Source organism: Veillonella parvula, assembly GCF_032575955.1.
GTDB classification, from domain to species: Bacteria; Bacillota; Negativicutes; order Veillonellales; family Veillonellaceae; genus Veillonella; species Veillonella parvula_J.
This window is the reverse complement of sequence record NZ_JAWFXN010000002.1, coordinates 160,744-176,372: the sequence shown is the minus strand read 5'-3', so window position 1 is coordinate 176,372 and position 15,629 is coordinate 160,744. Positions and strand designations below refer to the sequence as shown.

Here is a 15,629-nt window from a genome sequence, read left to right as displayed (position 1 = left end):
GCCTCGTTTTTAATAGGAATGATTCTGTTGAATAAAATAATAACGCATATTTCATAGTTCAATGTCTATATGAATCTACAAAAGATTGATGCTTTATAATAGTTATTATATTTATTCTTGTTATTATAATTATAATAATTATTAAAACGTTCTATTAGTGCTGTAATTCTTTAATAATTCTCTTACCAAGAGATGCTGCTACAGCGCACAAGAAAATATCTGGACCAACGGGGATTAGGAAGCATGTAATAATAACAGCTTCGACACCAATAGGCTTACCTAAATACAGATTCATAATAAAGTATAGGTACACCATGCCAAGACCATATACAATAAATAGATTTAATATGGATCCAGCTAGCAAACGTTTAAACGATAATGTATCCATTGTCTCTGCAATGCGTCCTACTGCATACGCACCAACCATAAAGCCAATTAAATAACCAAAGGTAGGTTGCAAAATATAACTAGGACCACCACCGGACGTAAAAATAGGAACCCCAACAAGACCTAATATAATATAAATGCCAACACTAGCGGCACCTAAACGACTACCTAAAACCATGCCCGCTAATGTAGTAAATAAGATTTGCAATGTAAACGGACAATTCGGTAATGGGACCCGTATGAAAGCACCAACGGCGATTAGCGCAACAAAAAGTGCTGTCATCGTTAACTGACGGGTGGTAATGTGAGTTTGTTTTGATACAGTAGAGCTCATGGTATACCTCCATTCATAACAGACCTAAGCAGGAGTTTGTGCTATCAATGGAGAATAAAAATCCAAGATAACACGAAAACAAACTACTAACTATCTAAATTAAAGCACTTGTATTTTTAATTGTCAACTATAATGATTGACTTTTAGTTTACTATATAGTCTAATATTATATATACTATGTTTTTTGTACTTTTTAATTTTGACTATAGCTAATAGTTATTATCAATAGTTCATAATAACTAAAAGATATACTCATCTTCATACAAAAATCATTTAATTTCATCTTATTTTCATATAACAAGATTAAATTATACGTAAGTAGATTGAGTAAAATCTACTTTCACAAAATCGTAACTAAACGAAAATTATAATTTGGTATCAGGAGGCATTGCTTATGAAAAATGTTAAGAAAGTATCCAAAGTACTATGTGCATTTGGCGTTAGTACAGTATTATTAGCAGGTGTAGTTGGTGCAGCTAGCAACCATGGTTACAACAACCATAGCAACTGGAATGGTGTTGGTAGCGTTGTTCCATCCGCACAAGCTAACTATTCTGTTGATTATATGGGCGCTATTACAGTATTCCAACAACAATTCCCTGGCGCTACTGTAAAATCTATTTCCTATGACGCAAAACACAATCCTTACTATGAAGTAGAAGGTTATTATGGCAACCGTGAAGTAGAAATTAAAGTAGACGAAGCATCTGGTCAAATCGTTGGTAAAGAAGTAAAAGGTTACTCCAAAGCTTCTAAAACAATTAACGTTCAAAACATCATCATTCCTGAAGTAGCTGAAACAAAAGCTATGGAAAAAGTTGGTTCTGATTTCCAAACTATGGATTGGACTGTTGAACGTGAAAACGGCAGAGTTGTATATGAATTCGATATGACAACTGGCGGCGGTAAAAATGCTGAAGTAAAAGTAGACGCTACATCCGGTAAAGTTATTAGCGCTAAAGTTAAAAACACAAAATACTAAGATTTTTCTTTCATCAAGTGAAACCCTATCCTAACCCACTTAGATGACACACTACACATATAACACACATACTATACACACTGTATCCTTTGGATACACTCTCTAACACACTCTCAGAGAGCCCGTAACACTAACCACGGGTTCCCTAAAATCCTATCTCACACAATAGGAAAACGGTCTGTGCTCACACACCACAGACCAAACGTTACACACACTATACTCCCTTAAAGACCTTGGATCATTGAATCCAAGGTCTTTTTATATATCCATTCTATCAAGGTTGTATTACACCTATACAACTTTTTATTCTTATAAAATTAGCACATACTTACAAAAAGACCTCCCAACGGGAGGTCTTTTGTATAAGTTTTATAGGTTTGATAGTTATGTGTTCTATTTCTTAAGCAAAGTTCAGCTTAAGGATGTCATTTGTAAGTTCTGAAAGTTTGATCTATAGTTTTCAAACTAAAGGTGTGAAAGATTAAGCTTTATCTAAAGCTTGTGCTAAGTCTTCGATGATGTCATCTACATTTTCAAGACCGATAGACAAACGAATCATGTCTGGTGTTACGCCAGCAGATTTTTGTTGTTCTTCGTTAAGTTGTGCATGTGTTGTGGATGCAGGATGGATAACAAGAGATTTAGCATCTGCTACGTTGGCAAGGTTGGAGAAGATTTCCAAGGAGTCAACAAGTTTAATACCTGCTTCTTTACCACCTTTTACGCCGAATGTGAATACAGCACCAACACCTTTAGGGAAGTATTTATCAGCTAATGCTTTGTATTTGCTGTCTTCTAATTCTGGATAGCTTACCCATGCTACCTTAGGATGTTTGCTTAAGAGATCTACTACTTTACGAGTATTTTCAACGTGACGTTCTACGCGCAAAGACAATGTTTCGATACCTTGCAAGATTTGCCAAGATGCAAGCGGTGTAATGCATGCACCAGTATCGCGAAGTAATTGAGCACGAATTTTTACAGTGAATGGGATTGGCAAATCACCAAATACTAATCCATTGTAGTGTTCGTCACCTTCGGAGAAGCCAGGGTATTTACCAGAACCTTTATAGTCGAATTTACCAGATTCTACAACTACGCCAGCCAATGTTGTACCGTGACCACCAAGGTATTTAGTAGCAGAGTGTACAACTACGTCAGCACCATGTTCTAATGGACGGAATAAGTATGGAGATGCAAATGTATTGTCTACAATCAAGATGATATTGTGTTTATGTGCAATATCAGCTATGGCTTGTACATCGATAAGATTAATACCAGGGTTACCAATAGATTCGATATAAACGGCTTTAGTCTTTTCATCGATAGCTGCTTCAAATTCTTCCAAATGATCCGGATTTACGAATTTAGTTTGAATCCCCAAACGAGGCAATGTAGCAGTAAACAAATTATAAGTACCACCATACAATGTGGATGCAGCAACAATATTATCACCAGCATCTGCTACATTTAAAATAGAGTACGTAACCGCTGCAGAACCAGATGCTACTGCAATACCAGCAGCACCGCCTTCAAGTTGTGCAACACGAGCATCCAACACATCTGTAGTAGGATTACCAAGGCGAGAGTAAATACCACCAGGATTAGTCAATGCAAAACGACCCGCTGCTTCCTCAGCATCTTTAAATACGAAAGATGTAGTTTGATAAATCGGTACTGCACGAGAACCTGTTGGATCCACCGTATGACCAGCGTGTAATTGTAATGTTTCAAATCTGTATTGTTTACTCATTATAATAACTCCTTTATATTAACTATATTTTAAGTTCGTTCTTTATGCCTAGTATATTACTATGCTTTAAAAGTTATGTCTACTATTTTTTATATTCTTTTCTCCATAACTTTAAACTATGGTGGACAAAGGAGGATAAAAGCTTTTACCAAAACCGCTAAAGCGAACTAAGTCATTTATGAGAAATAAAATCCCCTAATTACTTGCAAAGAACTAGCTCCCTTGAGAGATGTTAGAAGTAATTAGGGGTACATAGTACTAACAATAGATTAGAAATAAGTACTTACGTTTAGATGTAAGCGCCTAAATTTTTATCCCGTTCAAATTTCATTTTTTGGATTTGTTCAATGATGTACGGTGTTTCTTGGTATACATAGTAGTTTAACCAGTTTGTAAATAAAAGTGTACTTACAGAGCGCCAGCGCACGATTGGACGTTGTTTCGGATCATTATCTGGGAAGTAGTTTTCAGGAACCGCAATATCCATACCTTTTTTGATATCCCGCACGTACTCACGGTTAAGTGTATCCCAATCGTATTCGGCATGACCAAATACAAAGATATGTTTATTATCTAAACTACGAACGATAGCGGCTCCTGTTGGTTCAGACCCAGCCAAGAGTTCCAAGTCACGATTTTCCTTAATTTGTTGCAACGAAACTGTGGTGTGCCGTGAGTGTGGCATCCAAAACTTTTCATCAAATCCACGCATGAGCACTGGTCGATCATTATAAATATCGTGTTCGTAAACACCAAATAATTTCTCATCCATAATCGATTTATTAATGCCAAAGTGATGATATAAGCCAGCTTGAGCACCCCAACAGATATAAAACGTAGAGTAAACATGCTCTTCGCCCCAGTTCATGATTTCTACGAGTTCAGACCAATAGTCTACCTCTTCAAAAGGCATTAACTCTACAGGAGCACCGGTAATAATCATGCCGTCAAAGAACTGGTCTTTTACTTCATCAAAGGTGCGGTAGAAGGTTTCTAAATATTGTTCATCTGTATTTTTAGCCTTACGAGATGCGGTATGCAAAAGAGTCAAATTAACTTGCAATGGGCTATTACTAAGAGCACGTAAAATCTGAGTTTCCGTCACTTCTTTAGTAGGCATCAAATTGACAAGCAAAATTTGCAAGGGTCGGATTTGTTGATTTTCCGCCCGTTCAGTATCCATAACGAAAATATTCTCTTGAGCTAATTTCGTTATGGCCGGTAAATTTTTTATTACTTTAATAGGCATAGTGTCACCTCTACATATTCTACAATTTGATAACCTAATCTAAACAATTTAAATAAGCTAATTAAAAGCCTTTAGCCTCGTAAGCACGTCTCCAAGCTTCGAGCCCTTCTTCTAATACCTTACGAGGGCAAGCGACATTAATACGTTCAAAGTCTTCCCCATCGACACCAAACATAGAACCCGTATCGAGCCATAGCTTAGCATCATTGATGATCCATTCATCTCGCTCTTTAGGGCTAAGCGGCAATTGAGAGCAGTCCAGCCACATGAGATAGGTCCCTTCAGGACGATATGCATGAATCTTTGGCATATATTTTGCTACATAGTCGATGGTGAATTGAATATTGTCTTGAATATATTCTTTCAATTCATCAAGCCAAGGAGCCCCGACTTTGTAGGCTCCTTCACAGCCCACAATCCCCATCGTGTTCAATTGGCTATAACCAGCACGGTCAATTTCTTTTATAAAACGACGACGTAAGGAGTCATTTGGAATAAAGATATTACTTACTTGTAAGCCTGCAATGTTAAAAGTCTTGCTAGGCGCTGTACATACAACGCAGTGTTCTGCATAGCTTTCACCAAGGTCGGCAAAGACCTTGTGCGTATGCCCTTCCCAAACAAAGTCAGCATGGATTTCGTCGCTCACGATGAGCACATTGTGTTTAATACAAATGTCGCCGAGGCGTTTCAACTCGTCCTCAGTCCACACGCGCCCTACTGGATTGTGCGGATTACACAAGAGGAATAATGTTATATTCTCCTCAATAATTGCACGCTCGATGCCTTCAAAGTCGATAGTGTATTTTTCGTCGCCTTTGATGAGCGGCACATTGATAAGACGACGATCGTTATCGTCAATAACCATACTAAATGGGTAATACACAGGTTGATTAATGAGCACCCCTTCGCCAACCTCGGTAAAAGCACGAACCGCCATCGCTAAAGCAAATACGATACCAGGCGTTTTAACAAGCCATTTTTGTTCTGGCGTCCAGTTAAAACGCGTAGCAAACCAATTCTTCAACACTTCAAAGTATTCATCGTCAGACTCTGTATAGCCGAAAACACCATGCTTAACACGATCCAATAAGATTTGTTTTAACTCAGGGGGAATTTCAAAATCCATATCCGCTACCCAGAATGGCAACACATCCGCAGGTTTACCGCGCTTTACAGCAAAGTCGTATTTCAATGATTTTGTATGAGTTCTATCTAATATTTGATCAAAATTATATTGTCCCATAGGAACTCCTTTATTTGTTAAAAGCCTGTTCCAAGTCCGCAATCAAGTCTTCTGTATCTTCAATACCTACAGATAAACGTAACAAACGACGTGTAATACCTTTGCGTTCTGCATCTTCAGGTTTCAAGTCAGGATGTGTTTGCGTCACAGGATACGTCAACAAGGATTCTGTACCACCAAGGCTTTCAGCGAATTGAATAAGCTCAATACCTTCTAATACTTGTTTAGCCGTTTCTTCGTTATCTACTTCGAAGGATAACATGCCGCCAAAGCCTGTTGTTTGGGCTCTATTGATTTCATAACCTGGATGTTCAGGAAGGCCTGGGAACAAAACTTTAGTTACTTTTGGTTGTTTTTTTAGCCATTCGGCAAGAGCAATGGCATTCTTTTGATGTTGCTCCATGCGTAGAGCCAATGTTTTTACGCCGCGAATAACGAGCCAGCTATCCATAGCAGATAAACATGCACCTACGGTTTTGTACGTTAAACGCAATTTTGCGGCGATTTCTTCGTCTTTTACAATAGTAAAACCAGAAATTACATCGTGATGACCACCAATGAATTTGGTACCACTATGAACGACAATATCAGCACCCAAAGTCAATGGCTTTTGGAAATATGGACTTAGGAAAGTATTGTCGATGATTACTAGCGCATTACGTGCATGCGCCAATGCACAGAGTGCACGAATATCGGTAATCTCCATCATAGGATTTGTAGGAGTTTCAATATATACAGCCTTTGTATTCGGTTTAAAAGCCGCTTTCACCGCATCAAGATCAGAGGTACCTACATAAGTAAACTCAATGCCGTTTTGTTCGTAAATATTTGTGAACATACGGATAGAGCCACCATACAAGTCATCACCTAAGATGATGTGGTCTCCTGGAGAAAATAAATGGAATACTGCATCCACCGCAGCCATACCAGAAGAGAATGCCAACGCATCTATCCCCTCTTCAAGGCCTGCCATCAATTGTTCTAAGCGGTCACGCGTCGGATTAGACTCACGTGAATATTGGTAACCTGTTGTATCACCCAACTTTGGATGAGAGAACGTACTAGACATATAGATTGCAGGGGAAATCGCACCGGTATCATCCGGTTTACCACTGCCATGAACGCATTTTGTATTAAACTTCATTCCAATCAACTCCTCATATTTGTATACAATATGTTAATTATAAGAGTAGACAATGATTAAGGTCAACAAAAATGGGCACTCATACATCCTGAGTGCCTCTAAAAAGACATATCTATTTTGAATGGGTTGTCATAACTCTAAGTTAAGTTGACCTAATTTTTAGTGCGTTTAGTAATAAGTAATGCCAAAATAATCCCTAATGACGAAGTTACCAATTGCGGCCAACTAGCTACAAAAAGCATGGTATTTACAATCTTTGGTGGAAATTGGAACAAGGAGAAGAACAAGGAGTACCCTCCAAAGAGTACGCCGGCTTTTACCAAAGCCGCCACAATGATAAGCAATGCTTTTGGTTTATGTTGTAACCAGTGGGCTACGAATACATACGCTGTCGTTCCTAGGGCCGTAATCAAAATGAACGGCGGCAATGGCAACATGCCTTGTAAATGCGCCACTACTGGTGCAATCCAAGCAATAACAAGACCATTCTTCCATCCATAGCGCCATGTGGCAAGTACAAAGGTTGCGGACGTAATGGAACCGATGAGGAACATGCTCACCTGATTAGGAATAAAGGGGAAAATGAGGCGCAAGCTTTGCGCCAATAAGGCTACGGCCAACAAGAGACCTGTGCCCGTAATAGATTTTGTAGACATAAGAACCTCCTACTATACGATATAGATTTTACAAGAGGTACCTACCTCACATTTAAAATTAAGCCTCTACAAAATATAGACGTGCTCGATCATATACCCAATTATAAATATAAGTATAACCTAATATGACTAATGTCATCGTTATATCTGTAGCAAAGGCCATCCAAAAACTCATATGCATCATGTACATAATAATAGGCACTGTGGCAAGCATAAACAAACCTTCAAACAACACTGCATGAATTGTGCGGATTACAGGCCCTCGCGCTAACCGGTCACCTGGTACTAGTTTATCAAATATCCAGTTAAACACAAAATTCCAAACCATCGCCAACAAGGAAAAAATAAACATCAAGACCAAAGGCTGCCCCTCATGCGGAACAAACTGCATCACCAAACAGCCAATCAAAACACAGCCCAGCTCATATAAAACCGACTGTACAACACGCTCTGTAGCAGACATAATAATAAACTACCTCCATCAGAAAACTCAAAAAAAGATATTTACTATCATATCAATATTATATTATATTATATTATATTATATTTATTTTCTTAGATTTGTCGAATATTGCCATTTTAAAATAAAAAAAGCCGCGTTGTATCTACTAAGCGACTTGCCCCTCGAAGTGAGTTATGCCATTTTCGGATATAAAGAAAGCCCCTCGTAGTGTTCTTTAAGCTCGACTTGCTTTTCCCAAAGTGAGTATTGCCATTTCAGGATAAAAAGAAGCCGCATTGTATCTACTAAGCGACTTGCAGCGAATGGAGCGCAAGGAGATACAATGCGGCGGAGCACTTTATCCTAAAAGTGGCATTACGAACTGAATCCATGGAATCCCCACCACGATAAATATCGCAAGGTAGATAATCCCAAAGATAGCGCCTAATTTCCAGAATTCAGGACCTTTGTTATAGCCACTAGCAAACCAGATTGGACTGTGACCAGTACCATATGGTGTAAGGATACCCATAATACCCATTGGTACTAAAAGAATTAACATAACTTGAGCTGGATCAATACCAGGAATCTGAAGAATTAGAGTAGCAAACAAACCTACCATAGCTGTTACATAAGCAGTGCCAGAAGCAAAGAAGTAACGAAGTAAGCAGAATGCTAATAACAAGCCAAGAACTGCCATTGTAGGATCTAAAGAAACCAAAGAACCACCAGCAGATTTAGCAAGCCAGTCTAAGAAACCTACATTTTTAAGGCCAGAAGCCATAGGTACGAGTGTAGCAAACCAAGTCAAAACATTCCATGCTGGTTTGTTAGCAAGGAAGTCTTGCCATGTCATAATCTTAGTAAAAATCATCAAGATAATAACAATTAAAGCCGTTGTAGTTGGGTTTATTTTAAATGTAGAAGCCCCAATCCACAATACAAGAGCTAACACAGAAATCAAGGCCATGAAAATTTCACTGCGTGTCATGGAACCTAATTTCTTATATTCATCCCTTGCCCATGCTGCAATTTCAGGGGACCCTTTTACCTCCGGTTTACAGAATACATAGGTCAATAATGGTGTGATGATAAATAGTATAATACCCACTGGCAAGAATGCTAGGAACCATGTGCCCCAGTTTGCCGCTACGATACCCGACTTTGCAGACAATTCAAGAGCCAATGGATTTGGCGCCGCACCAGTCAAGAAAATAGAGCTAGATACACAAGTTGTTGCCAATGCTACCCAGTTCAAATAGGAACCAATTTTACGAGGATTCTTATCGGGGTAAGAATCGAACATCGGACAAATACTGGATACAATTGGATAAATCGTACCACCAGAACGAGCCGCATTACTTGGAATAAATGGAGCCAACACAAGGTCAGTAATAGCAATAGCATACCCAAGACCTAAAGAGGACTTTCCAAGCTTTGCTACCAAGAACAATGCGATACGTCGACCAAGACCAGAATTTTCATAACCGATACCGATCATAAATGCTGCGAATATCAACCACACGATAGCATTAGAGAAACCGCTAAGTCCCCAGCTGATAGCTTGGGCATCCGTAATAGCCTTTGCTACACCAGTTGCTTTGTCTATAATAGGTGCTGGACCAACCTTAAATAACATAGATACGGTAACAGCAATGATACCGATGAAAGCTGGTGGCATTGGTTCTAAAATCAACCCCACCACAAGGCCTGCAAAAATACTTACATAAATCCAAGAATTTGGACTAAGACCTTCAGGCGCACCGATGAGCCATACAAGAATAGCTACCACAAGCGGTGCGAATAATTTCCAATTCAACTTCATTAAGAACACTCCTTACTAAAAATAAAACTGCAAAATTGCTAATACAGTATAGCAGAAATTTTTTAGTGAGAATATAATATTCGTCATAATACTTATTGATTGATGCCAAAATTTTAGTAATAGTATTTACTAGATAATTTTGATTTTATACAATATAATATAAATATCGAAAATTATTAATTTAATTAAAATTACTGAAAGGATTTAAATGAAACCTTTTATACGCTATATAAAATCTTTATGGTTTCCAGTCATCATCATATCAATTCTTTCGTTACTCACCGTGGCAGGCACATTATATATACCAACCTTAACGGCCACAATCATCAACGATGGCGTAGATATTCGCGACGTATCTCGTGAAAGCTTACACAAAACGGTAGGCATGGTACTGCAAGATACTTGGATTTTTACCGGCACTATCACAGAACAAGGAACACACCACGAACTCATCAAACGCGGTGGTCACTATAAAGAACTATATGAAAACTATGCTGCAGGAATGACAGTATAAGACAAATACAAAAGACGTACACATATGCTTTCACAGGCCAAGTCTGTCTCATTCGAGACAAAGCCAAAATTGCTATACTGTGTACGTCTTTTTTATATCCAATCTAATCACCTAAATCGATTAAACAAGAATAATGACCCCAAAATGATAGGTGCCCCAATATAGAGCCCCATATTAGGAATTTCTCCCAATAAAAATGCGGCTACAATAGCTGCCACTATGGGCGAGATATACATAAAGTTGGTTACATCTGAAACCTTTTCCGCATGTTCCAAGGCATAGCTCCAGAAAACAAAGCCTAACGCACTAGAAAGAAATGCTAAATAGGCCATGGCAAATTTTGCACTAATCGGTGCCACAGCAATCATTTCAATGGCATGTTCCGCAAAAGGCAAAGCCATAATGGCACCTGTAAACATAGACCACATGGCGATAGTGATAGGCTTACATCCTTTTAAACTAAGGCCACGATTTAGGATATTATAAACTGCAAAGAGTATCATCCCCAGCAAAGTCCATAATGCACCTGTAGGAATTGTAAGGGTTGAATTCCAAAGAATAATTATGGCTACACCTATAAAAGCTGTTATTGTAAATAACCAGCCTATGGGGCGTATTTTATCTTTATAAACAATCATGGCCATCAGTGCCGTCGTCATCGGAGTCAAAGCCATAATAATACTGGATGTGGCCGCCGGAATTGTGCGCAAACCTTCATTAAAAACAACTTGGTAAACAAAATTCCCTGTGGCGCCTAACAGAATATATAGTCCCCACTCACGCCATGTTGTCGGTATGTGTAAGCCTTTTACAACACCGATTACCAGCATAAGTAAGGCCCCACCCATAACCCTTGCCACAGAAAGTGTTAATGAATCTACGGATTGTAATGCTATTTTACTGAAAGGAAATGCAGTAGCCCATACAGCAATTGTAGCAGATGCACCTAAAAGTGCTTTCTTTCGATTTGTCATTAACATCCGCCTTTCAATAGTATTCGCCTATACGATCTTATAATCCACTTTGATTAACGTATATTCTATCCAAATTATTTCTATTTTGATTCATTCTACCAAGATCATGTTATCTACATGTTTTATAGCTTAATAACACTATCTCAATAGTACCATAATATACCCCTAACACTACAATAAATTAAATCATACTTTTTATTCCTATGAAGGGGATGATTTCTTCCTTATGGGACCTACAAAATGTGTAACAAAGTCGTTGGAACAAATAATAACGCTTTATGAAAACTATGTAGCAAATATGTCCATATAATTAATACAACTATTCACTTAACTTGACTATTGTAAGTTCACTATTGATTCCATTAATTTCAATTTGATTTTCTGATTCAGACACAGAAAAATCGTCTACAAGATGTCCACGATCTTCAAAGAGCAATTTAGTGCGAATACCTTTTTTCACCGCTTTGAAAGCATACTCGTGAGGGACATGCAGCCGAGATTTCGCCGATATCTGATTCACATCAATTCGCCCCGTATAATCCGCTATATATATCTCCATTGGAGAGTTGTTATCCAACTCTATATGACTGTTACCGCCGGCAATATAAATTTCTTTAGCCTCTCCATCTAGCTCAAACTTTTCACTAATAATATCAAATAGCTCCAGTTTCTCACAATGGGTCGCTAACTCCGTATCTCCCATATATTTTTCAGGCAAATTTATAAAAATCGACAGATGTTCTTTTACAAGCTCTTCACATAAGGATTTGGAACGATTTACATCCACATCGATACGCCTTTTGATATCATCGATTTTTACTTTCACCAGTTCCGTCAAATTTTCAATAGTATCACTGACCAGTTGAACCTTTATCTTCTCACCCTCTCCAGCTCTCATTTTTACGCGATTAACAGAACCCAGTTTAATGTCGAAATGTTTTATCTCATCGATATCGTATTCTACAATACTTTCATAAGGATATCGAGGTTTAACCGCTTCTTCTGAAAGTAATTCATCCACAGAGACATGGAATACACCTGAAAGAGCCTTTAAATTCGAAATATCCGGCATCCCATTGCCCGATTCCCATTTTGTTATGGCCTGTCTTGACACATTGAGCGTTTCCGCCAATTTTCCCTGAGATAATCCGAATTGTTTTCTATACTCCCGTAATTTTTCATTAAAATCCATAATGTGACCTCCTATTTTAGGCAATATCAGTTACTCTTCAACAAGAGCTGCTCAGAGTATAGTACATAGTATCAATGAAGAAAAGAAACGCTTGTTTTCTTGTCCAGCAACGTTCCGTAGCATCACAATATACGTGCATTTATAAAGACTTACAGGCTAATTCTGTACAAGATGTAAACGACCGCTTGAACTATACACAAATATAAGCTATCCAATATTATTAATAAAAATCAGTATCCAAGACTTCTTAACAATATTGATATGCAATTTCATATTATTATATATACATTAAATAAAATCACAAAAAGCAAAAACTCATACAAACCTATATATACTGGTGTATTCAAACAATTTAGCTTATGGAAGTTTATGAGATACTTCACAAAATCGCATAGTATGTATTGAAAATCTATATCATCTATTCATTGTGGAATTGTTACAAACATTGTACACTATAGGCATAGAAATCTATAGTTATATCCTTTTATGGAGGTGCAAAATGCAACATACTGCATGGAAAGATTTTAACACAGGTGTGTGGGATAAAGCCGTTGATGTACGCGACTTTATTCAAAGAAACTATATTCCCTATGAAGGGGACGATTCCTTCCTTGCTGGTCCTACAGAACGAACAACAAAATTGTGGGAACAAGTAATGAAGCTTTATGAAGAAGAACGTGAAAAAGGCGGCATGCTCGATGCTGATACTTCTGTGGCCACACACATTACTGCCCATGCGCCAGGATATATCGACAAAGACCTTGAAACAATCGTTGGTTTGCAAACTGACAAACCTTTGAAACGCGCTATGTTCCCATATGGTGGTTTGCGTACGGCAAAATCCGCTATCGAAGAATACGGATTCAAAATGGATCCGCAAACAGAGGACTTCTTCAAGAAACATCGCAAAACTCACAATGATGGCGTATTTGATGTATATACTCCAGAAATGCGTGCTGCACGTACAGCTCATATTGTAACTGGTTTGCCAGATGCGTACAGCCGCGGTCGTATTATCGGTGACTATCGCCGTATCGCTCTTTACGGTGTTGATTATCTCATTGAAGATAAAAAAGAACAATTTAGCATCACAATGGGTGACATGCTAGAGGATGTCATTCGCGACCGTGAAGAAATACAAGATCAAATCCGTTCTTTGAAAGAATTGAAAGAGATGGCAGCGTCCTATGGCTATGATATTTCCAAACCAGCTAAGGATGTTCGTGAAGCTATGCAATGGATTTACTTCGGCTATCTTGGTGCCATTAAAGAGCAAAACGGTGCTGCTATGTCCATCGGCCGTAACTCCACATTCCTCGATATCTATGCGGAACGAGACCTTCGCAACGGCACATACACAGAAGAGCAAATCCAGGAATTCGTAGATCATTTCATCATGAAATTGCGTATGGTTCGCTTCGCACGTATCCACGAATACAACAATTTGTTCACAGGTGACCCTGTTTGGACGACTGAATCCATCGGTGGTATGGGTACTGACGGCCGTACATTGGTTTCCAAGATGTCCTTCCGTTACCTACATACATTGACTAATCTTGGTCCTGCTCCAGAACCAAACCTCACTGTATTATGGTCCCCTCGCATGCCGATCGGCTTCCGCCGTTTCTGCGCAAAATTATCCATTGAAACATCTTCCATTCAATACGAGAATGATGAATTGATGCGCCCTAACTCTGGTGATGACTACGCAATCGCATGTTGCGTATCCCCAATGCGTATTGGTAAAGAAATGCAATTCTTCGGTGCTCGTTCCAACTTAGCTAAATGCTTGCTTTACGCAATCAATGGCGGTGTTGACGAAAAGTTGAAGAAACAAATTGGTCCTAAATACCGTCCTATCACTTCCGAATACTTAGAATTCGACGAAGTATGGGAAAAATTCGACGACATGATGGAATGGTTGGCAGGCGTATATGTAAATGCATTAAACATCATTCACTACATGCACGATAAATATGCTTATGAAAAACTAGAAATGGCCTTGCATGACCGCAAGGTAACTCGTTGGTTTGCAACTGGTATCGCTGGTTTATCCGTAGTAGCAGACTCCTTATCCGCTATTAAATATGCTAAAGTAAAACCTATTCGTGATGAAAATGGCATCGCTGTCGATTTCGAAATCGAAGGCGACTTCCCTAAATATGGTAACGATGATGACCGTGTAGATGGCTTGGCAGCAAAAGTTGTTTCCACATTTATGAACAAAATTCGTAAACATCCTACATATCGTCAATCCGTTCCTACTATGAGCTTGTTAACAATTACTTCCAACGTAGTATATGGTACTGCTACAGGTTCTACTCCAGACGGCCGTAAAGCTGGCGAAGCTTTCGCTCCTGGCGCGAACCCAATGCACGGTCGTGATTCTCACGGTGCCGTATCTTCATTGGCATCCGTAGCTAAAATGCCATGGCGTGATTGCTCCGATGGTATTTCTAATACCTTCTCTATCATTCCGGACGCATTAGGTAAATCTGGTGAAACATTTGTTTCCGTTAGCGATTTTGATATTGAGTTAGATCCATCTCAATTGCCTAACAGCAATACAAACTTCGCATGCAGTGAACCAAATGTTACTATAGAGGAAGATAAATAAAATCTTCCACAGTATCGGATTGCTTTCACCGGCACCGATACGTGTGTTAGTCTTGGTTGAAAGGAGGTTATACCCATGAGCAACCAACAAGTTGATAACTTGGTAGAGTTATTGGATGGTTATTCCCAAAAGGGCGGCCATCATTTGAACGTTAACGTGTTCACTCGTGAAACATTGTTAGACGCTCAAAAACATCCTGAGTTGTACCCTCAATTGACGATTCGTGTATCCGGTTATGCGGTGCACTTCAACAAATTGACAAAACAACAACAGGACGAAGTTATTTCCCGTACATTCCATCAACGTATCTAATC

13 protein-coding genes and 1 pseudogene are annotated in these 15,629 nt (G+C 38.7%); 4 read left to right on the top strand and 10 right to left on the bottom strand.

Translation table 11 applies throughout. The features are described 5' to 3' along the window. Positions 1–154: 154 nt before the first annotated feature. Positions 155–721, bottom strand: a complete 567-nt coding sequence (locus E7L28_RS03620; RefSeq protein ID WP_004693921.1) for a biotin transporter BioY — start codon at positions 719–721, stop codon at positions 155–157. Between the two features lie 394 nt (positions 722–1,115). Between E7L28_RS03620 and E7L28_RS03615 the strand changes: the two genes are divergently transcribed. Next, positions 1,116–1,703, top strand: a complete 588-nt coding sequence (locus tag E7L28_RS03615; RefSeq protein ID WP_004693923.1) for a PepSY domain-containing protein — start codon at positions 1,116–1,118, stop codon at positions 1,701–1,703. 481 nt (positions 1,704–2,184) lie between these two features. On the opposite strand, the gene E7L28_RS03610 is transcribed toward E7L28_RS03615, so the two are convergent. The 7 genes from E7L28_RS03610 to E7L28_RS03580 form a co-directional block, all read right to left on the bottom strand. Further along, the gene (locus E7L28_RS03610; protein ID WP_004697757.1) at positions 2,185–3,456 is read right to left on the bottom strand and encodes an O-acetylhomoserine aminocarboxypropyltransferase/cysteine synthase family protein; all 1,272 of its coding nucleotides are present in this window, start codon (positions 3,454–3,456) and stop codon (positions 2,185–2,187) included. A gap of 289 nt (positions 3,457–3,745) precedes the next feature. Next, positions 3,746–4,705: a homoserine O-acetyltransferase MetA gene (gene metA, locus E7L28_RS03605; protein ID WP_004697897.1), complete on the bottom strand. Its 960-nt coding sequence runs from the start codon at positions 4,703–4,705 to the stop codon at positions 3,746–3,748. A 61-nt stretch (positions 4,706–4,766) separates the two neighbouring features. Beyond that, entirely contained in the window at positions 4,767–5,951 is a 1,185-nt protein-coding gene (locus tag E7L28_RS03600; protein ID WP_316692235.1) for a MalY/PatB family protein, read from the bottom strand. Between the two features lie 10 nt (positions 5,952–5,961). Then, on the bottom strand, positions 5,962–7,095 hold the full coding sequence (locus tag E7L28_RS03595; protein WP_316692236.1) for a trans-sulfuration enzyme family protein: 1,134 nt from the start codon (positions 7,093–7,095) through the stop codon (positions 5,962–5,964). Positions 7,096–7,247: 152 nt separating this feature from the next. Then, positions 7,248–7,751, bottom strand: coding sequence for an ECF transporter S component (locus E7L28_RS03590; RefSeq protein ID WP_077708049.1), 504 nt, complete (start codon positions 7,749–7,751; stop codon positions 7,248–7,250). 58 nt (positions 7,752–7,809) lie between these two features. Then, positions 7,810–8,214 (bottom strand): PACE efflux transporter, encoded by a 405-nt coding sequence (locus E7L28_RS03585; RefSeq protein WP_316692237.1) that lies wholly within the window; start codon positions 8,212–8,214, stop codon positions 7,810–7,812. A 337-nt stretch (positions 8,215–8,551) separates the two neighbouring features. Further along, on the bottom strand, positions 8,552–10,018 hold the full coding sequence (locus E7L28_RS03580) for a DASS family sodium-coupled anion symporter (RefSeq protein WP_156697119.1): 1,467 nt from the start codon (positions 10,016–10,018) through the stop codon (positions 8,552–8,554). A gap of 208 nt (positions 10,019–10,226) precedes the next feature. Here E7L28_RS03580 and E7L28_RS03575 point away from each other — a divergent pair. Then, positions 10,227–10,448 (top strand): annotated as a pseudogene (locus E7L28_RS03575) (hypothetical protein); the annotation flags it as partial. 191 nt (positions 10,449–10,639) lie between these two features. Here the strand turns inward: E7L28_RS03575 and E7L28_RS03570 are convergent. Both E7L28_RS03570 and E7L28_RS03565 read right to left on the bottom strand, forming a co-directional pair. Continuing rightward, positions 10,640–11,506, bottom strand: coding sequence for a DMT family transporter (locus tag E7L28_RS03570; protein WP_316692348.1), 867 nt, complete (start codon positions 11,504–11,506; stop codon positions 10,640–10,642). A 319-nt stretch (positions 11,507–11,825) separates the two neighbouring features. Next, entirely contained in the window at positions 11,826–12,698 is an 873-nt protein-coding gene (locus E7L28_RS03565) for a helix-turn-helix domain-containing protein (protein WP_155086335.1), read from the bottom strand. A 499-nt stretch (positions 12,699–13,197) separates the two neighbouring features. On the opposite strand from E7L28_RS03565, the gene pflB reads away from it, so the two are divergent. After that, a complete protein-coding gene (pflB, locus tag E7L28_RS03560) occupies positions 13,198–15,315 on the top strand; it encodes a formate C-acetyltransferase (RefSeq protein ID WP_303928092.1) in 2,118 nt (705 codons plus the stop codon). Positions 15,316–15,390: 75 nt separating this feature from the next. Beyond that, a complete protein-coding gene (gene grcA3, locus E7L28_RS03555; protein ID WP_004693956.1) occupies positions 15,391–15,627 on the top strand; it encodes an autonomous glycyl radical cofactor GrcA3 in 237 nt (78 codons plus the stop codon). The last annotated feature ends 2 nt before the right edge of the window (positions 15,628–15,629 follow it).

Coding starts and splice junctions, on each gene's coding strand:
- E7L28_RS03565 (WP_155086335.1), bottom strand. CDS start 12,698: ATGGATTTTAATGAAAAATTACGGGAGTATAGAAAACAATTCGGATTA.
- metA (WP_004697897.1), bottom strand. CDS start 4,705: ATGCCTATTAAAGTAATAAAAAATTTACCGGCCATAACGAAATTAGCT.
- E7L28_RS03610 (WP_004697757.1), bottom strand. CDS start 3,456: ATGAGTAAACAATACAGATTTGAAACATTACAATTACACGCTGGTCAT.
- E7L28_RS03580 (WP_156697119.1), bottom strand. CDS start 10,018: ATGAAGTTGAATTGGAAATTATTCGCACCGCTTGTGGTAGCTATTCTT.
- E7L28_RS03585 (WP_316692237.1), bottom strand. CDS start 8,214: ATGTCTGCTACAGAGCGTGTTGTACAGTCGGTTTTATATGAGCTGGGC.
- E7L28_RS03615 (WP_004693923.1), top strand. CDS start 1,116: ATGAAAAATGTTAAGAAAGTATCCAAAGTACTATGTGCATTTGGCGTT.
- E7L28_RS03600 (WP_316692235.1), bottom strand. CDS start 5,951: ATGGGACAATATAATTTTGATCAAATATTAGATAGAACTCATACAAAA.
- E7L28_RS03570 (WP_316692348.1), bottom strand. CDS start 11,506: ATGACAAATCGAAAGAAAGCACTTTTAGGTGCATCTGCTACAATTGCT.
- E7L28_RS03590 (WP_077708049.1), bottom strand. CDS start 7,751: ATGTCTACAAAATCTATTACGGGCACAGGTCTCTTGTTGGCCGTAGCC.
- grcA3 (WP_004693956.1), top strand. CDS start 15,391: ATGAGCAACCAACAAGTTGATAACTTGGTAGAGTTATTGGATGGTTAT.
- E7L28_RS03595 (WP_316692236.1), bottom strand. CDS start 7,095: ATGAAGTTTAATACAAAATGCGTTCATGGCAGTGGTAAACCGGATGAT.
- E7L28_RS03620 (WP_004693921.1), bottom strand. CDS start 721: ATGAGCTCTACTGTATCAAAACAAACTCACATTACCACCCGTCAGTTA.
- pflB (WP_303928092.1), top strand. CDS start 13,198: ATGCAACATACTGCATGGAAAGATTTTAACACAGGTGTGTGGGATAAA.